This window comes from Patescibacteria group bacterium, from assembly GCA_040753135.1.
Classification (GTDB): Bacteria; Patescibacteriota; Minisyncoccia; order UBA6257; family Brennerbacteraceae; genus JBFMGR01.
The window spans coordinates 82,089-100,359 of the sequence record JBFMGR010000001.1 but is presented as its reverse complement, the minus strand read 5'-3'; the positions used below and the strand labels follow the sequence as shown (position 1 = coordinate 100,359).

The 18,271-nt window shown below is 39.2% G+C and carries 20 protein-coding genes and 2 tRNA genes; 4 read left to right on the top strand and 18 right to left on the bottom strand.

Annotated features, from left to right (window positions below):
• Positions 1-146: 146 nt before the first annotated feature.
• From AB1721_00650 to AB1721_00630, 5 genes are all read right to left on the bottom strand, one after another.
• Positions 147-659 (bottom strand): DnaJ domain-containing protein, encoded by a 513-nt coding sequence (locus AB1721_00650; GenBank protein ID MEW5805229.1) that lies wholly within the window; start codon positions 657-659, stop codon positions 147-149.
• Between the two features lie 231 nt (positions 660-890).
• Positions 891-1,892, bottom strand: coding sequence for a hypothetical protein (locus AB1721_00645; protein MEW5805228.1), 1,002 nt, complete (start codon positions 1,890-1,892; stop codon positions 891-893).
• Between the two features lie 90 nt (positions 1,893-1,982).
• Entirely contained in the window at positions 1,983-3,860 is a 1,878-nt protein-coding gene (dnaK, locus tag AB1721_00640; protein ID MEW5805227.1) for a molecular chaperone DnaK, read from the bottom strand.
• Between the two features lie 71 nt (positions 3,861-3,931).
• On the bottom strand, positions 3,932-4,414 hold the full coding sequence (locus tag AB1721_00635) for a nucleotide exchange factor GrpE (protein ID MEW5805226.1): 483 nt from the start codon (positions 4,412-4,414) through the stop codon (positions 3,932-3,934).
• 22 nt (positions 4,415-4,436) lie between these two features.
• Positions 4,437-5,123 carry a hypothetical protein gene (locus AB1721_00630; protein MEW5805225.1) on the bottom strand — a complete coding sequence of 229 codons (687 nt, stop codon included), beginning with the start codon at positions 5,121-5,123 and terminating at the stop codon, positions 4,437-4,439.
• 83 nt (positions 5,124-5,206) lie between these two features.
• On the opposite strand from AB1721_00630, the gene AB1721_00625 reads away from it, so the two are divergent.
• The 4 genes from AB1721_00625 (at position 5,207) to recR (ending at position 9,776) form a co-directional block, all read left to right on the top strand.
• The gene (locus AB1721_00625; GenBank protein MEW5805224.1) at positions 5,207-6,115 is read left to right on the top strand and encodes a CorA family divalent cation transporter; all 909 of its coding nucleotides are present in this window, start codon (positions 5,207-5,209) and stop codon (positions 6,113-6,115) included.
• A 95-nt stretch (positions 6,116-6,210) separates the two neighbouring features.
• Positions 6,211-7,626 carry a cysteine--tRNA ligase gene (gene cysS / locus AB1721_00620; protein ID MEW5805223.1) on the top strand — a complete coding sequence of 472 codons (1,416 nt, stop codon included), beginning with the start codon at positions 6,211-6,213 and terminating at the stop codon, positions 7,624-7,626.
• Positions 7,619-9,019, top strand: a complete 1,401-nt coding sequence (gene dnaB / locus AB1721_00615; protein ID MEW5805222.1) for a replicative DNA helicase — start codon at positions 7,619-7,621, stop codon at positions 9,017-9,019. Before cysS ends, dnaB begins: the two co-directional genes overlap by 8 nt.
• A 145-nt stretch (positions 9,020-9,164) precedes the next feature.
• Complete coding sequence (recR, locus tag AB1721_00610; GenBank protein ID MEW5805221.1) at positions 9,165-9,776, top strand: recombination mediator RecR; 612 nt, start codon at positions 9,165-9,167, stop codon at positions 9,774-9,776.
• A gap of 501 nt (positions 9,777-10,277) precedes the next feature.
• On the opposite strand, the gene rplU is transcribed toward recR, so the two are convergent.
• The 13 genes from rplU to ruvX all read right to left on the bottom strand — a co-directional run bounded on the left by rplU (position 10,278) and on the right by ruvX (position 18,255).
• Positions 10,278-10,586: a 50S ribosomal protein L21 gene (rplU, locus tag AB1721_00605; GenBank protein MEW5805220.1), complete on the bottom strand. Its 309-nt coding sequence runs from the start codon at positions 10,584-10,586 to the stop codon at positions 10,278-10,280.
• A gap of 48 nt (positions 10,587-10,634) precedes the next feature.
• Entirely contained in the window at positions 10,635-10,970 is a 336-nt protein-coding gene (locus tag AB1721_00600; GenBank protein MEW5805219.1) for a hypothetical protein, read from the bottom strand.
• 226 nt (positions 10,971-11,196) lie between these two features.
• A tRNA-Glu gene (locus tag AB1721_00595) sits at positions 11,197-11,271 on the bottom strand.
• Between the two features lie 29 nt (positions 11,272-11,300).
• Positions 11,301-11,388, bottom strand: a tRNA-Tyr gene (locus AB1721_00590).
• A gap of 147 nt (positions 11,389-11,535) precedes the next feature.
• Complete coding sequence (locus AB1721_00585) at positions 11,536-12,234, bottom strand: hypothetical protein (protein MEW5805218.1); 699 nt, start codon at positions 12,232-12,234, stop codon at positions 11,536-11,538.
• On the bottom strand, positions 12,231-12,821 hold the full coding sequence (locus tag AB1721_00580) for a translation elongation factor Ts (GenBank protein MEW5805217.1): 591 nt from the start codon (positions 12,819-12,821) through the stop codon (positions 12,231-12,233). The genes AB1721_00585 and AB1721_00580 overlap by 4 nt, the downstream gene beginning before the upstream one ends.
• 67 nt (positions 12,822-12,888) lie before the next feature.
• The gene (rpsB, locus tag AB1721_00575) at positions 12,889-13,653 is read right to left on the bottom strand and encodes a 30S ribosomal protein S2 (GenBank protein ID MEW5805216.1); all 765 of its coding nucleotides are present in this window, start codon (positions 13,651-13,653) and stop codon (positions 12,889-12,891) included.
• Positions 13,654-13,817: 164 nt separating this feature from the next.
• Positions 13,818-14,282, bottom strand: coding sequence for a ribonuclease HI family protein (locus AB1721_00570; protein ID MEW5805215.1), 465 nt, complete (start codon positions 14,280-14,282; stop codon positions 13,818-13,820).
• Between the two features lie 55 nt (positions 14,283-14,337).
• Entirely contained in the window at positions 14,338-15,510 is a 1,173-nt protein-coding gene (locus AB1721_00565; protein ID MEW5805214.1) for a phosphoglycerate kinase, read from the bottom strand.
• 5 nt (positions 15,511-15,515) lie between these two features.
• Entirely contained in the window at positions 15,516-16,286 is a 771-nt protein-coding gene (locus tag AB1721_00560) for an SIMPL domain-containing protein (protein MEW5805213.1), read from the bottom strand.
• A 41-nt stretch (positions 16,287-16,327) separates the two neighbouring features.
• Positions 16,328-17,095 carry a triose-phosphate isomerase gene (locus AB1721_00555; protein ID MEW5805212.1) on the bottom strand — a complete coding sequence of 256 codons (768 nt, stop codon included), beginning with the start codon at positions 17,093-17,095 and terminating at the stop codon, positions 16,328-16,330.
• A gap of 55 nt (positions 17,096-17,150) precedes the next feature.
• Entirely contained in the window at positions 17,151-17,867 is a 717-nt protein-coding gene (locus AB1721_00550; protein ID MEW5805211.1) for a dolichyl-phosphate beta-glucosyltransferase, read from the bottom strand.
• A complete protein-coding gene (ruvX, locus tag AB1721_00545) occupies positions 17,857-18,255 on the bottom strand; it encodes a Holliday junction resolvase RuvX (GenBank protein MEW5805210.1) in 399 nt (132 codons plus the stop codon). The genes AB1721_00550 and ruvX overlap by 11 nt, the downstream gene beginning before the upstream one ends.
• Between the last annotated feature and the right edge of the window lie 16 nt (positions 18,256-18,271).

Here is an 18,271-nt window from a genome sequence, read left to right as displayed (position 1 = left end):
ATTTGAATTATAATCATTAAAATTTATCTGAATTTTAGTGTTTGTGATTTGAGATTAAATTATTGAAATTCACTGGAAATTGTCCGCCAAAGGCGGATCTGCCTCTGGCAGAGAAATTGTAAATTGAAAATTAGGATTTATTCATCTTATCCTACCTCCTTGAATATTTTTTGGGAAAACTCGTCAATTACCTGTTTAAGTTTTGGCTCCAAACCGGAAACTCCGGCCAACTCGACAGTCAAAACCACTCCTTTAGGCCCCTGGTAGCTTAACCGAACAATCTGTTTGGGAGCGGTTTTAGTTCTTGAACCAAATCCGCCTTGATACTGGCCAGAAAACCCGGCTCCGGCCATGCCGCCGAAAAACTCGGAAAGCAGATCGTCTAAGCTTTGCCAACCATAACTGCTTTGGCCGGAAAACCCAAACGGGCCAAAGCCAAAATCAAATCCGCCAGCGCCGAAATTCCGCCTGGCATCATACTGCCGCCTTTTCTCTTGGTTAGAAAGCGTTTGATAGGCTTCATTAATCTCCTTAAACTTAGTTTCATTCCCGTCTGCCCGGTCCGGATGATATTGATGGGCTAATTTACGGTAAGCTTTTTTAATTTCTTCGATTGAGGCAGTTTCAGAAACGCCTAAAATTTTGTAATAATCCTTCATAAAAATACGATGCTAATCTACAGATTACAGATAATAATATAATGCTAATTTACAAATCTTGTCTATAAATTCTAAATTCTAATATCTAAGCCCTAAACAATTCCAAAATCCCAATATCCAAATTCTAAACTGTTTTACATTTTCAATTTTGGTCATTTTAATTTATTTAGGATTTAGGATTTAGAATTTTTGTTTATCTGCATCAAATAGTAAATTGGCACCATCTGGAAATCATATAGTCAGAACTTCTTTTTCTACGGTAATAATACTCACTTTAATCACTTTTAACAACAGTAAAACTTCTAAAATTAGCCAAAAAACCGCGTAAAGAACAAAGCTGAATAACTGAAAAATGCCAAACCAAAAAGCAAAAAGCGCGGCCAGAATCACAAAATCAATTATTCTCCGGGTTGATTCAGGCAAATTTTGGTAATAAAAATTAAATGAAGACTCAATCGCTTGAGAGATTGTTTCTTGAGGCGAAATCTCCCGACCAACCAAACTGCTGATTTCCTTTAAAATGCCGGTTTTAGTTTCTTGCTTAACCCCCTGTTTAATAATCTCGGCTTGGGGACCAGGCAAGCCAGAAGGCAGCATTGTCTCCAAAATCTTGCTTAATTGTTTTTCCGTCAAACCCTCGGTTAACTCATCAACGGTTTTCTCTTCGCCAAAACTCGGATAAAAACCGCCGAACAGACCAATAAAATCAATTTTGTCCGGAGCTGATAAGCTGCCAAACCTGACTGACCATAAACTCAAAGAAATCAGCAAGCTTAAAACAAAGATTAACCCGCCCCGGCTGACCGCAATTATCTGAATCGGACTTAACTTTAATGAATTATTAATCACCTTTTTTCCTGCTTGCCTGGATAACCAGGCAAAAACCAAGCTCAAACCAAGCAAAATTCCGAAAACCGTTAAATCAACAAACCGAAAAAACGGGGCAAAAACCAAACCAAAACCAACTAAACTCAAGCCAAAAACCGCGCCAAAAGAAAAAACTAATCCAGAGATTAAATAAACGCAAAGCCAGACAGAAGCTGTTGCTAACATTAAAATCTGGTCCAGCCGAGTATAGCTGTTAGCCGGATTGGTTAAACGCAGAATCAGCCCGGCCACCGCAACGCTCAAGCCCAAGTTTAAAGCGATTAAAAACGCCTTTTTAAAAAATAAGCTTTTTGCTTGAGGGTCAGAAACTGAAACTAATTTGGTTTTTAATTTGTTTTCAAACACAGCAGTATCTATCTTTTGTCCTGATTATATCATGTTCAACGCGATTGTGCCACGCCGAACAAAAAACATCAGATTAAGCTACTAAACAAATTAATCCTCGCTCTTTTTCTGGTCTTTATCTGATTCTGAACTTTGGTCTGATTCTGGTTTTTCTTGGCTTGTTTGAGTCTGCTGATACATTTTTGCTCCAATTTCCTGAAGCAATTTAGTCAGCTCTTCGGTCTTGGTTTTAATGGCAAGCAAATCATCGGTTTCTTTTATTTTTTTCAGCTCTTCGGTTTTTGCTTCTAACTGTTTTTTTAGCTCCTCGGCTATCTTGTCCCCCCAGTCGCGCAAAGACTTTTCTGTTTGATAAATCAAATTATCGGCCAAGTTTCTTGCCTCAATTAACTCTTTCTTTTTCTTGTCTTCTTCCTGATGGAGCTCGGCTTCTTTTCTCATCTTTTCAATGTCTTCTTGGGACAGATTGGTTGACCCCTCAATTCTAATTGACTGCTTTTTGCCGGTGGCTTTATCTGCCGCGGTCACAGAAAGAATCCCGTTAGCATCAATATCAAAAGTGACTTCTACTTGGGGCACGCCCCGGGGCGCCGGCGGAATCCCGTCAAGAATAAACCGTCCCAAAGATTTATTGTCTTGAGCCATTGGCCTTTCTCCCTGCAGAACATGAACCTCAACCGAGGTTTGGTTATCTGCGGCAGTGGAAAAAACTTCGGTTCTGGCAGTTGGCACGGTGGTATTCTTGGGAACCATTATGGTGGAAACTCCGCCCAATGTTTCTATACCCAAACTCAGCGGCGCGGCATCCAGAAGCAAAACATCTCTAACTTCGCCCTGAAGAATCCCGGCTTGGACTGCGGCACCAATTGCTACCACTTCATCCGGATTGATATCTTTGTGCGGTTCTTTGCCAAAATATTTCTTCACTGCTTCTTGCATTGCCGGCATTCGGGTCTGACCGCCAACCAAAACGACTTCTTCAATCTCTTCGGGTTTTAATTTTATCTCTTTTAAAGTTTGGTCAACCAGCTGAATTGACTTTTCTATATAATCCCTGACCAGATCTTCTAACTGGGACCGGGAAAACTTCATTAGAAGGTGTTTCGGGCCGGAAGCATCAGAGGTGACAAAAGGCAGGTTAATCTCGGTCTCAAACATGGTTGAAAGCTCGTGTTTAGCTTTTTCTGCCACTTCTTTCAAGCGCTGCAAAGCCAAGCTATCTTTTGACAGATCAATTCCTTCTTGCTTTTTATATTCAGCGACAATGAAATCAATAATTCTCTGGTCAAAATCGTCGCCGCCCAAGTGAGAATCCCCGCCAATTCCCTTAACCTCAATCACGTCGTCGCCAATCTCCAATACTGAAATGTCAAAAGTGCCGCCGCCAAAATCATAAACCAAAATTTGCTCGTTTTTTCTTTTGTTAAACCCATAAGCCAAAGCCGCAGCAGTTGGTTCGGGCAGAACCCGTTTGACTTTGAAACCGGCAATCTCTCCGGCGGCTTTGGTCGCGGCCCTTTGGGAATCATCAAAATAAGCCGGGCAAGTAATGATCGCTTCTTCAATTTTTTCTCCCAACTTATCTTCAGCATCCTGTTTAAGTTTGCTTAAAACCATGGCTGAGATCTCTTCTGGTTTATAGTTTTTCTCTCCCATCTTAACCTCAACTCCGCCATTATTGGCTTCAGTAATCTCATAAGGCAGCATTTTCTTATCACTCTGAATCACCGAATCAGAAAAATGCCGGCCGATTAATCTTTTCACTGAAAAAATCGTGTTCTGGGGATTAACCGCGGCTTGCCTTTTAGCCGTGATTCCAATCAAACGCTCGCCGGCTTTGGAAATCGCCACCACTGAAGGAGTTAATCTTGAACCTTCTTTATTCTCCAAAACTCGGGGCTGGCCGCCTTCTGTGATTGCCACCACCGAATTAGTTGTTCCTAAATCAATTCCAAGTATTTTTGCCATATGTTTTTAATTTTTTTAAAAAAATTAATTATCTATAATCTTTAATTCATATAATCCATGATCTGCCGCGGCTATTTCGCCACTTTAACTCTCGTTGCCCGAATCAATTTCCCGTTCAGAATGTAACCATCAGCAATAATTTCTAAAATTATTCCTGATTCTCCGTTTTCTTCCGCTTCAACGGCTTCGTGTTTCTCCGGGTCAAACTTATCTCCCTTTCTTGCTCCAATCTTCTCCAAACCATGCCTTTTTAAAATGCCCTCAAGCTGGGAGTAAATCAAGAAAAGCGGTTTTGAATTTTCTTTGTCTTGATCCTTTAAATTGTTTTTTAACAAAGCAAAGCTGTCTAAAACAAAAAGCAGTTCTGAAATTAATCCTTCGTTTGCCAACTTGATTAGACCGCTTAACCGTTCCTCTTCTTGCCTTTTGTAATTCAAAAAATCTGCTTTTGCTCTTTGCCAGCCAGCCAGATACTCGTTCCGAAGCTTTTCGCACTCCGATAATTTTTCTCCAGCTCGCTGGTCTTTATCTTTAGTTTTTTTGCTTTCTGCCATTGTGATTTAAAATAATTAATTCTTAATCTTTAAAAAAACAATCCTTCAGGCGACAAAATGTCTGCCAGTTTTTTTTGTAAAACATTCTGGTTGGTCCGATGCTGATTAAAACTCCAGGGGAGCAATTTTCCCCGGGGCCGCTAACCAGCCAGCTTAACTCATCGCTGCCCTGATAAAAAGGATTTTTCCTGCCAACAAACATTGCCGCCGGGAGATTCTCCGCTTTTTTAAAAATCTCTTCCCTTGCTTCCCGCAAAAAATCTACCACCCGGCCCAAAGCCAGATACTGGACCCGGGTCTCAAAATCCGGCTGATTAAACAACTCCTCCAAACCATCAACAAACAAATTCAAATCCTGGTCAATCCCAGCAGTTAATAAACCGAGCTGGCGGCTTAGAAGTTTGACTAATTCAGACAAAGACTCTATTTCCGGCTCCAAACCAAATTCTAATTCTGCTGCCAAGACCTCCTCTCCTAAAATCTGCTCAACTAAAAACCGATAAGCTTTGTTGGTTGGCAAATTGCCGGAGGAAAAATAGATTTTCCTCAAATAGCCTTCAGCCAAAAGCTGAGCCAGCTCGTTCCTGACTGTTGCCGGACTAAAATCCAGATGATGCTGTTCAACTAAAAAATTAGAGCTAATTGGCTTAACTTCTTTGACATAATCGTCAATTAAAGCGGAAAGGATTTGCTTTTGCCGAGGATTCATTTTAGAATTATCTGTATTATACTCTTTAGCAATCTAAAGTCAAGACTGCTAAAAATAGTTTGTGTTTATGCTAAAATAAAAATATGCGCTTAATCAAAGAAAACATTGTCTGGTATGACCTCTATCCCTCAACAGACGAGGAAATCGATTTTCTGGGGAAATCTTTTGAACTCAACTCCAGCTTAATTGAAGAGCTTAAAAACCAATCGCCGAGACAAAAAATAGAAAAACACCAAGACTTTATTTTTTTAGTCATCCGTTTTCCAATTTACAATGAAAGCAAAAAGACCTGCACTCCGGTGGAAATTAATTTTTTAATCAAAGAAAAAGAGGTTGCCACAATAAGATATGAAAACTGCCAGCCAATTGACGAATTCTTCAAAAATGCGGAAGAATTAGAGGGTTTTAAGAAAAAATATTTTGACCAAACCACAGCTGAATTTTTAAATGGTTTGTTCGGCCATCTATTCAGTTATGCCAACCGGGAACTGGCCCATATTGACAAAGAGGTCAACTTAATCACCGACAAAATCTTTAAGGGCAAAGAAAAAGAAATGATTAAACAGCTTTCGGTTGCCAAAAGGGACATTTTAGATTTCCGGAGAATTATGAAACCAATCCAGGGATTGTTAAAATCTTTAGCCGGCTTAAACCAAGAGCTTTACCAAGAAAATAAATCCTCTTTGTTTGATCAAATTTACGGACTTTATCTGGACACAATTGACTTGGCCGAAAACCAAAAAGACACCATTGACAGCTTAGAGGCAACCAACTCTTCGCTTTTATCTTCAAAACTTGATGAGGTGACTAAAATTCTTTCCTGGTTGGCTTTTCTTTTGGCGCCGTTTACAATTATCGGCACGCTATTCCAGATTAACACCCAGTTTACGCCAATTATTGGCAAACCGGCTGATTGGTATATCATTACCGGCATCACTCTTGTCTGCAGCTTTGGCTTATACCTTATTATGAAAAAGAAAAATTGGCTGTAAGAAAATTAAACTGCTTCATTGCTCCATTGTTTCACTGCTATACCCCTGTTTAAAATTATAATTTAAGGAAGTGGGACACAATTTAACAATAAACTATGTTGACAATCAAAATTTACAATACTTTAACCGGGAAAAAGCAGGCTTTAAAACCTTTAAGTAAAAACAAGATTAATCTTTTTGTCTGCGGCCCGACAGTTCAAGACCAGCCCCATCTCGGCCATGCTCGGACTTATTTAGTTTATGATTTTTTTGTTAATTTTTTAAAATTTGCCGGTTTTGATGTTTTTTACCTCCAGAACATCACTGATATAGATGACAAAATCATCAACAAAGCCAGGGAAAAACAAACTACGTCTAAAAAAATCGCCCGGGAATATGAAAAAATCTATCATCAACAGATGAAAAAACTGAAAATTAATTCAGTCACTCGGCATGCTCGGGCAACTGAATTTATTCCCCAAATTATCAGCCAGGTCAAAAGAATGTTTGATAAAAAGATTGCTTACCAAACCGGCGACGGAATTTACTTCAACGTCAATAAATTCAAAGATTACGGCAAATTAGCCAAAAGAACCGGCTTGCAAGCCCAAGATTCGGTTTCCCGGATTGATGACTCAATTGATAAAAAAAACAAAGCTGATTTTTGCCTTTGGAAATTTTCCAAGCCCAATGAACCAAACTGGCCCAGCCCTTGGGGCAAAGGCCGGCCTGGTTGGCATATTGAAGACACGGCTATTTCCGAGCATTTTTTCGGGCCCCGGTATAATATCCATGGCGGCGCCATTGATTTAATTTTCCCCCATCATGAATCCGAGATTGCTCAAATGGAATCAATCTCCGGGAAAAAGCCCTTGGTTCAGATCTGGATGCATACTGGTTTTCTTTTAGTAAACAGCAAGAAGATGAGCAAATCTTTGGGCAACTTCATTACCGTCTCTCAATTACTTGAAAAAGAAAGGCCAGAAACCGTCAGGTTTTTTATCGCCAATTTCCATTACCGAACTCCGATTAACTTCAGCTTCAAAGCTTTTAACCAGTCTAAACAAGCTTGGGAGAAATTAAATCAGTTTTATTCCCAGATTATCGGATTAAAACCAGGGAAAACCGTTAAACCCAATCCTAAACTTGAAAAACTAATCTCAAAAACAGAAAAAGAATTTCTTGCCAACTTAGCTGATGATTTTAATACCGCTAAAGCTCTTGGCTTATTATTTGAATTAATCAGAAAAATATACCAAGATGACCCGTTTTTAACTCAAATCAGCCGTCAAACCCAAGAAGAAATAATCCGGTTGCTTGAAAAAATCAACTCAATCTTTAAGATTTTTATCAGAAAAAAATCTGAAGTTATACCCAGGAAAATCACAGTTTTGCTTGCCCAGCGAAAAAAACTAAGGGAAAATAAAAAATGGGAGCAAGCAGACAAAATCAGGCGGGAAATTGAAAGGCTCGGCTGGCAAGTGATTGATTCTCCCAAAAAACCAATTGCCAAAAAAATAAAAAATGCCTAAAAAGAAAGTTCAAAACTTAGAAAATCTGGCCGGACAGTTGCCGCCTCAAGATTTAGAAGCGGAACAATCTGTCTTGGGCGCAATTATGATTGATAAAAATGCGATTACTAAAGTCGCTGACCTTTTGGTTCCGGAAGATTTCTACCAGCCCAATCATGCAAAAATCTTTGAGGTAATGCTGGAGCTTTTTTCTAAAAGCCAACCAATTGATGTTCTAACTGTTTCCAGCCGGTTGAAAGAAAAAAAGCTCTTAGAAGAAATCGGCGGAATTGGCTACCTTTCTGAACTGGTCAACGCCGTGCCAACTTCAAGCCATATTGAACACTACTCAAAGATCGTCAATAAAAAACGGGTTTTAAGAGATTTAATCAGCGCCTCTTATAATATCAGCGAACTGGCTCGGGAAGAAAAAAAAGATGTCAATGAAGTCCTTGATCTGGCTGAACAAGAAATTTTCCGAATCTCCCAAAAAAGCGCTGGCCCGGCCTTTGTCCATATTGGCGATGATTTAAAAAAAGCTTTTGAAAGAATTGATGAACTGCATCACCAGCGGGGAAAACTAAGAGGCGTGCCAACCGGATTTGCCCCGCTTGACAACCTGCTTTCCGGGTTACAGCGGTCTGATTTAGTGATTTTAGCCGCCCGGCCTTCTTTGGGGAAAACCGCTTTAGCTCTTGATATTGCCCGGAATTCGGCTTTGAAAGAAAACGTTCCGGTCGGAGTTTTCAGTTTGGAGATGTCCCGGGACCAGATTATTGACCGATTAATTGCCGCTGAAGCCAATGTTGACCTCTGGAAAATCAGAACCGGCAATCTTTCCGAAAAAGGCGAACCCAATGATTTTGAGTTAATCCAAGAAGCAATGGCTAAATTAGACGAAGCGCCGATTTATGTTGATGACGCGCCTATGCCGACCATTATCCAGATGAGAGCCATGGCTCGACGCTTACAAGCAGAAACCGGCTTAAGCCTGTTAATTGTTGATTATCTCCAGCTGATCCACTCGCCCTCAAATTCTGACAACTTGGTCCAGCAAATGACCGAAATCTCCCGGGGCTTAAAAGCTTTGGCCAGAGAATTGAGCATTCCGATTTTGGCAATCTCCCAGCTTAGCCGGGCAGTTGAGCATCGGCCCCAGCAAATGCCCAAATTGGCTGATTTAAGAGAATCCGGCTCAATTGAGCAAGACGCTGATGTGGTGATGTTTATCTACCGGGAAGACCGGGTAAAACAAGAAACAGAAAGGCAAAACTTGGCTGATATTATCATTGCCAAACACCGGAATGGGCCTCTTGGCAAAGCAACATTGTATTTTAACCAGGACTTTGCCAGTTTTAGAGAACTGACCAAAGAAGAAATCTCAGAGCGCAGCCTTGGCGAAGAAGAATTTTAAACAATTTCCAATAAAACCCTGTTGATTTACCAATTATTAGTAAATTGGCGGGAGGACATAACAATAAAACGTAGATTTTAGATTTTGGCTCTAAAATCTATCTTAATTCCATAATTCATTATTCATTATTCATAATTCATTTTTTATGCTCCCGGATTCATTAAAAAAATTCATTGAGTCGTTTTCCAAAATCCCGGGTATTGGACCAAGACAGGCCCAGAGGATTGCTTTCTGGTTTTTGAAGAAAAACAAAAACCTTATTTATTCTTATGCTTTTGCCTTAAAGGATTTAGCCGATAAAACCGCTATCTGTCCTAAATGTTTTTTTGTTTTCGAACCAAACTCTGGCCCCAACCGGCTTAACTTCTGCCAGATTTGCCGTAATCCAAGCCGGGACAAAACCATCTTAACTCTGGTTGAAAAAGAGACTGACTTAATTAGTTTGGAAAAAACTAAAAAATATCAAGGGCTTTATTTTATTTTAGGCGGCTTGTTCTCACCCTTAAAAAAGAGCAATGGCCAAGAGATAAGAATCAAAGAGCTGTTGGAGCGGCTGAAAAACGATTCTTCTATCAAAGAGCTGGTTTTGGGATTAAGCCATACTGCTGAAGGAGATCTGACTGCGATGGAACTGGAAAAACTTCTCTCGCCATTTAATCTAAAAATCACCCGTTTGGGTTTGGGTCTGCCCAGGGGCGCGGAGATAGAGTTTGCTGATGAAGACACCCTAACCAACGCCTTAACTTCAAGAAGATAAAGCGTTGGCAATATCTAATTCCTAATATCTAATTTCTAAATAAATCCACAAATCTTAAAATATTCTTAAAGACCAGCGATATTGATATCTTAAAATCTGCATAAGTTCAGAAACATATTGGTTTCCATAAAGACCTAGTTTTAGAAGCCCGACTTCTTTAGACGCGGAAAACAATTTATTGAAGTGAGACTTCAATAAATTAAGAAATCCTAAATTGAACTATTCCTGCGTTTGACAGCGGTATTTTTTCTTGCTATAATAAATATACTGATCGGGCAACCCGAGACATAGTCTCGGGTTGCCCACGCGTCTAATGCCCGGGGGCAGAAATTACACTCCCGGGCGAAAAAACATCAGGGGTGCCAATGGCGCCCCTGTTTTCATTTAAACATTTTTTAAATTTTGGGCTTTTAGAATTATCTGAAAATTGTCTGCTAAAAGCGAATCAACCCGTAGCTAAAAATTTTGGTTATTGGAATTTTGGATTTAAAATAGAAATCACTAGCTAATGCTAGTGATTTCTATTTCAGTATATTCCGGCCTAAAGCCCCGCTTAACTCGGCGCCTGGTTTTTGGCCCGTATTTAAAAGCGATCACTTTTCTGCCTTTTAAATGGCGGAGAATTTTAGCCTCAACTTTTGCTTTTTCTACTCTTGGTTTGCCTAAATGAAATTCCTTATCATTAAAAACTAAATAAACATCTTCAAAAGAAATTTTCTCATTAGACTCGGCTTTGATTTTCTGAACCTTAAGCTTATCACCTTTAGCAACTAGATACTGGTGGCCTTTAATTTTCACTACTGCTTTCATATCTATTAAATGAATTATGAATAAAGAATTATGAATTATGGAACTAAATTAATAAGTATTGATGAAGATTGCAGCAAAAGCATAAAAGAGAACAAAAACCTGCCAGAAAAGATTTATTAAGCCAATTAAAAAAGCAAAGGTTTTTTCTTTGCTTAATAAAGCTAAAGCCAATATAGCATTAATCGCTAAAATTATCAATCCTAAACTTGGCAGAGAAAATAGGGCGGTTTTATCCCCAAACAGATCTTTACCTAAAAAGATATTGTATTTGACAATAAAGGGGAAATTTTCCTCTGGCACCTGAAAATAAATTAGAGCCCAGGCCAATAAATTCAAAGCTAAACCCAAGCTAAATAAGATTAAGATTTTTTGTTTATCGGTCATAAAATTACCTTAACACACTTTGATTTTTTTGAAAAATCTGTTATAATATAATTTAGCTCTTTAAAAAGCGCGGCAGTTTCCTCCTTACTGCCGTGCCCAGTGTTACTAAAACTCTTTAATTTTTAGTGGTGCTGGGCATAACAAAATCCCGCTTTAAAAGCGGGATTTTGTTGTTTTTATTGAAAGAAACGCATGTTTTTAACAACTTCGTTTTCATATAGTTTAGCAGCCCCAACGGGATTTGAACCCGTGTTTTCGCCGTGAGAGGGCGATGTCCTAGGCCGGGCTAGACGATAGGGCCATCTATATTGTTACAAGATTTTAACAGAATGGTGCGCAGAGTGAGAGTCGAACTCACGCGGGCAACGTGGCCAACGGTTTTACAGACCGCTCCCGGCCCCTACGGGACTACCTGCGCAAAAATTTTCTTTTATAAAAATATAGAATCTTTTATGCTTAATAATAATTTTTTATCAATATACCTTAATGCTATATAGAACAATTACGATTGACTATTGGGGATTGTCTTTTCATCTATCCCGCCTGAATTATTCCGACTGTCTCTTTAAAGCCTATCTGCTCCCTCTTTACTCCCTATATTATTATCCGCTTCCTCTTGTTTTTCAATCTCTTGTTCTTGTTTTTGTTTAATCTCTGTTTCCTGGACTTTTAAACTGAATTCTTCAATCAGTAAAGACAAGCTCGAGTTTTTTTCGCCTTTTAACCAAATCTTAGCCAAAAGCCGCCTCGCCTCTTCCAGCTCGCCTTTTTCTAAATAAAACCTGACTAAATGAACCCATTCATCAAGCTGGTTGACTCTTTTTTTGATTAATTTAAGCTCTTCTTTAAGCGGGTCAAATGATCGGGAGAGCGATTTTTTCGAAAATGTCTGCTCAATCTTTTTTTCCAAAGCGCTTCTCCTGACCGAAAGCCAATAATATGGGTCAAACTTCGGCCGGTTTCTTAATTCTTTTACTTGGTCAATTTTCCCGGTCAACCAATTCTCTGTTTTTAGAGTCAAAATTCTTAACCAGCGCAAAAACTTTTCCAGCAAAATCAGAAATCTATTTTCTAACTCTCGGGATTCAAGCCTGGGTTTGATTTTGCTTTGGTAAAAATTGCTGATTTTCTCTACGGCTGAATTTTGTTTAATCAAAGCTTCAATCTCTTGATCTGAAACAGATTCGGTTCTTTTAATTAAAAAAACAAACGCTCCGCCAAAGCCGATTAAGATTAAACCCAACGGGATTAGTTCCCAGATCATATTTCAAAACGGACAAATTTCCCTACCTTTATGTTCTCGCCCAATTTGGCCACTGTTTTGACAATCAAGTCATTAATTGTTTCTTCCTCGTTTTTAAAATGGGGCTGGTTTAAAAGGCAGGTTTCTTTGTAAAAACTATCCAGTTTTCCTTGGACAATTTTCTCCGCTACTTCTTTGGGCTTGCCCAAAGCTTCAGCCTCTTTTAGCCAAGCTTGCTTTTTCTCTTTAATCTCGTCTTCGGGAACGGTTTCCGATGAAACCCATCTGGGCGAAGCCGCGGCAATCTGAAGGCAAATTTCATGGGCCAGGTCTTTAAACTCCTGGTTTCTGGCAACAAAATCAGTTTCACAGCGCAAGTCTAAAAGAACGCCAACTTGGCCGCCATTGTGGATATAAGCATTGATCAATCCGGCGCCAACAGAACGCTCTGATTTAGCTGCGGCCTTAATCGCTCCCTTTTCATTCAGCCAAGCAACTGCTTTTTCAAAATCTCCGGCTGAAGCAACCAAAGCTTCTTTGCACTTCATCATCGGCGCCAAAGTCGCCTGTCTTAATTCTTTTATCTGTTCAATTGAAGGCGAATACATGCCAATAAATAATTCCTAATTTCCAATTTCTAATTCCTAATTGTTAAATTGCGAACTCTTGACAAATTCATTCTGCGGTTTTTGTTGGTTTTTCCCCCGCGTCAGTTTCAATTGTTTTCTCCTTTGGCTCTTCAGAAGATTTTTTAGCTGCCTTTTGCTGTTCCTGGTAAATTTGCTTTATCTGCTCCATCACAAACTCAATCCCGATCCTAGTGTTATCATTTAAAGGGATAAATTGATTCGCCTGATCCGGGTCATCTTCTAAACCCAAAAGCCCAAAAATTTTCACCCCTTTTCTTTGGGCTTCTTTTAAGGCAGTCCGATGCTTTTTGCCGCAAAAAACAAATAGGGCGTCAGGAAGAAACTTGAGCTTAACCAATCCCTCAAACTTTCCCCTTATCTCTTCACTTTCTTTTTTCATTAAACCCCGCTCTTTTTTTGTATAAGTATCAACCTCCTGGGAGTTTAATTTTGCTTCAAGCTCTGCCAAATAATCCAGTCTTTTTTTAAGAGTTTGAAAATTAGTAATTGTTCCGCCCAGCCAGCGGCCGGTAATATAAGGCAGATTCAGCTCTTCTCCGTATTTTTTCAAAACCGGCCCAGCCGCCGGCTGAGTGCCGACAAAAAGAATCGTTTTGCCTTGCAAAATTAGATTTTTTAACTCTTCAAAAGTCTTTTCCCAAAGTTCAGCTGCTTTTTCTAAATCTATTAAAGCTAAATCATTTTTAAAAGTAAAAACGAACTTTTTCATCTTTGGATGAATAAAAGACCGCCGGCCGCCCAGATGCAGGCCCCTGGCAACAAATTCTTTGATTAAATCGTTTCTTTCCATTAATTTAAAAATCAGTTATAAATCCCGCTAAGCGGGATTAGGACTAAGTATAAGCCAAAAATTCCAAAAAGTCAAAGTCGTATCGCATGCTCTGACGAAGCGAGCCGGGTAACAATAGCAAAACCGTGTCTGATGACGCGGCAAGGCCATCTTGCATAAAATGATCAAAACAATTTTTCCTGATTCAGTTCTTTATCCAAAGCTAAATTAACCAATTTATCGGCTAATTTGTTTTTCTCCCGCGGCACAGCTTCGAATTTCACTTCGCCAAAATCTTGTTTCAGGTTCCAGATCTCAATAAAATACGGGAAAAACTCTTTTTCTTTTAATTTGTATTTTCCTTCCAGCTGGCTGGCAATTAATTGGCTGTCTGTTTTCAGTAAAATTTTGACTTTTTTTGCTTTGGTTTTGCCGAGCAAAGCCTTAGTTTTCTTCAAAGCAAAGATAATCGCTTGGTATTCAGCCTGATTATTTGTCGCTTTACCAATATATTGGCTCCACTGGTATTCTTTGTTTTTATTGCCGCGCAGGTTCGCGGTTAACCCGCTCAAATCCGCTACCACGCCAATTCCTGCCGGCCCCGGGTTATTCCGCGACCCGCCGTCTGTATAAATAATTATTTGACCCATGAATTATAAATAAAGAATTATGAATTTTATTTGCGGTAAAAAACCAAATAAAAAATTAATAATTCAACGTTTCAATTCCAGGCAATTTCTTTCCGGCTAAATACTCCAGCATCGCTCCCCCGCCAGTACTAATAAAAGTATTTAGGAATTGAGAATTAGAAATTGGAAATTCCGCTTTTCTTAAGAAAGCGGCAGTATCACCACCGCCAATCACCTTAAAAGCTTTTTTGTTAGCAAAAATCGCTTTGGCTATCTCTTTTGTCCCCAAAGAAAAAACCGGGTTCTCATAATAGCCCATTGGTCCGTTCCAAAGAATCATGCCGGCGCTTTTAATTATTTTTTGATATTGCCGGATTGTTTCTGGTCCGAGATCTAAAAGATAATCAGTGGCCGGTAATTGATTATCAGTAAGGCGAAATTTTTTGCTGTTCTTAGATTTAGCAATGGCAAAATCAATCGGCAGATAAACCTGCTTTAATTCAGCTAACCGGCTTGCCTGTTTTAAAAAATCTTTTTCAAAAACAGACCGGCCAATTTCTAATCCCAAAGATCTTAGAAAGGTATTTGCCAAGGCGCCGCCAAGAAGAATCTGGTCAGCTTGCTTAATAAAACTTTTTATCAATGGCAGTTTTGTTTTCAGCTTTGAGCCGCCTAAAATAATTACCAAAGGTTTTTTAAAGCCTTTTTTTATCCGGTCCAGATTTTTTATCTCTTCAACTAAATTAAATCCGGCAAAACTGGGCAGATATTTGGTAATCCCAACAAGAGAAGAAACTTTTCGGTGCGACTCGCCAAATGCCTCGTTAATATAACAATCAGCCAAACTAGCTAATTTTTTAGAAAAAGAAACTGAATTAACATAACCGGATTCTGAATATTCGCCAGAATAAAATCGGATATTTTCCAATAAAACCACTGACCCCTTGGGCAAGCCGGACAAACTTTGTTCCAACTGCTCAAGCCGGTCAAAAACAAAATAAACTTTTTTATTCAAAAGTTTTGACAAATACTTTGCTACCGGCGCTAAAGAGTCGAGTCGGCCGCCTTCTTTAGGATTGCCCAAGTGACTGACCAACAAAACATACCGAGATTGAGAATTAACATATTTGATTGTTTTCAAAGCCCGGACAATCTTGAAATCATCAACCACCCGATTGCTTTCAATCTCGACGTTAAAATCAGCCCGAATTAAAACTCGCTTATTTTTAAAATAAGTTTTTTTAGGCAATCTCCTCACTTAACTTTATAGGTCAGGTTTACATTAACAATGACCTCGCCGGTACCGGGTTGAATCGGTGAAGCCGGCAGGGAATCCCCGCCCAGACCCAAAGCGGATTTCTCTAAATAAGCCCCGGGATAAGAAGATAAATCATTAATGCCGGTTAAGCGAAACTTTTTAAAGCCAAATTGAGATTTCATTTTTTGAAACTCTGCTTGGGCTTTTTCAATTGCTTGCTGTTTAGCTTGTGATCTTAATTCTTCAGTCTTTTCATCGCTCAAACCAAAAGAGATATTCTCAATGTTATTAGCCCCTTTGTCAGTCAGGCCGGCCAAGATCTCGCCTGCCAAACCAATCTCTCTAACTTTAAAGCCCAGCCCTTGATTTAAAGAATAGCCAATAATCTCCAAGGGGTTAACCCCGCCATAGGGGCTGTCCGGAGTCAGCTGCTCATATTCAGGATAAAGATTATAATACCTGGTTTTAATATCTTCTTCCTTAACGCCTTTTTCTTTTAGATAATCAACTATCGCCCGGACTTTTCCGTCATTTTCCCGCTGAACTTGATCCGGCGCCCCGCCTTTAGTAATCACCGAGATATTTATTTCCGCCAAATCCGGCTGATAAATCACTTTGCCTTGCCCAGAAACATTGATTACTGCCGGCGCGCCGGAAAAAGAATAATTAATTAAATGGAAAAAGAAAGCGGTTCCCAAAGCCATCAGGGTAAATAAAAACAACGACAAAGCAATGAACAAAATGTTTTTAAAACGGCTTTCTATCATAGAAACTTTTTTAAATTAATTCTCTATAAAAGATAGCACGTTCAACCGGCAATTGCCATAATTTCCTTTGCTTGCTGCTGGTTCAAAGAGGCTCGGCCAATCAAAAAACCGTCAACCTCCGGGTACTTCAAAAAATCAGCGATATTTTTACTATTGACCGAACCGCCGTAAAGCACCTTCGGAATCGGCAATTGATAATCAGCAACCAATATTTCTTTCAAATATTTAATCGCCGCGGCAGCATCAGCCGGATTGTCAGCCAGATTGCCGGAATTATCGCTGATTGCCCAGATTGGCTCATAAACAAGAATCAAATTGCTTTTCTGGGACAAAGACAGCCTTTCCGCGCCCAGCAGACTTTGAACTAACTGACTCTTCAAAAAAGAATTAACTGCTTTTTCTCCTTGAAAATGGGTCTTTTCATCTTCACCAAGGCAGAGCATTGGTTTTAAACCAAAACTTAAGGCCGAGATGAGTTTTTTATTAATCATCTCATTAGTTTCATCCAAGTATTGCCTTCTTTCCGAGTGCCCCAAAATAACATAATCAACCCCAGCGGTTTTTAAGCCCAGAGGCGAAATCTCGCCAGTATAAGAGCCGGAATTCTCCCAAAAACAATCTTGGGCGCCGAAATAAAGATTGCTGACTTTAGCCCCAAGATTTAAGATTCTAAACAAATGCTCAAATGGCGGGCAAATAACAATAACAGAGTTTTTGGCTTTTTTTGAGCCCGTTTTCATTGCCTCAAACAGTTTTACCGCCTGGTTAAAGTTCTGGGGATTAAGTTTCCAATTAAAAACCAAAAGCATGTTCTTTAATATTTTTAGTATAGCAAATTTATCTGATTGATTTTTAAGAGTTGTCCTAATCCCCAAATTTACCAAAATAAATTCTAACAAACTCAAACAACGCTTTTATCATTCCTTTTAACCTGACTTTTGACTGCTTGCGGTTTTCCCATTCAATCGGAATCTCAACAATGTTTAAGCCAAGTTTTTTTGCCCGCACCAAAAGCTCAACATCAAAGCTCCAGCCAGAAATTCTTTGCCGGGCAAAGACCTGCCTGGCTTTGCGATTAAAAACCTTGAAGCCGGCTTGAGTATCATCATAAGGCAAACCAAATAAAAACTTGGTAGTTAATCTAAATACCTCGCCTAAAAACTGGCGATGAGCCGGTTGGGACTCAACAATCCTGGACTCTTTTAGCCGCCGCGAGCCAATCACTAAATCAGCGCTCTGTTTAAATAAAGGCAGGGCTTTTTCAATTTCTTGAATCTTGGTTGAGTTATCTGCGTCCATAAATAAACCCAGCTCTCCTTTAGCCCGCAACATCCCTTGTTTAACGACAAAGCCCTTGCCTCGGTTAATTTCATTATCAATAAAAATTAGATTAGAAAAAGACTTTTGGTATTCCAGAATCAAATCTTTGGTTTTGTCGGTTGAACCGTCATTAACTACAATTACCTCAAAATCATAACTTTGTTTCTTAAGATAAGAAAAAACCGAGTTTAAAGTTTCAATAATATTGAACTGTTCATTATAAGCTGGGATTACTACTGAAACAAAGACTTTATCTCCCATGTTCTTTTAAACGAGTTAAATAATCCTGTAAAATAATCATCGCACTAGTTGAATCTTTGTTTTTAGTTGATTGATTAAGTTTTTTCGCCATCTCGGTAGTTAAAACCTCGTTGACAAAAGCAATTTTAACTCCGAATTCTTTTTCTGCTTCCAGAGCAAAGCGCCTAATTTTGCCGCAGATTGGAGTTTCTTCAAATTTAAAACTCAAGGGCAAACCAAAAACCAAAGTTGAGGCGCCTTTTTCTTTAATAATCTTGCTCAACTCTTTTTTTGCTTCAGTTAAAGAAGAAAAGCTAATCTCTCCAAGCAGCAACGCTACCTCTGTTTTTGAGTCCGCTGATGCTAAACCAAAGCGCTTTTCTCCAAAATCAATTGCTAAAATAATCATTCCGTTTAATACTTAA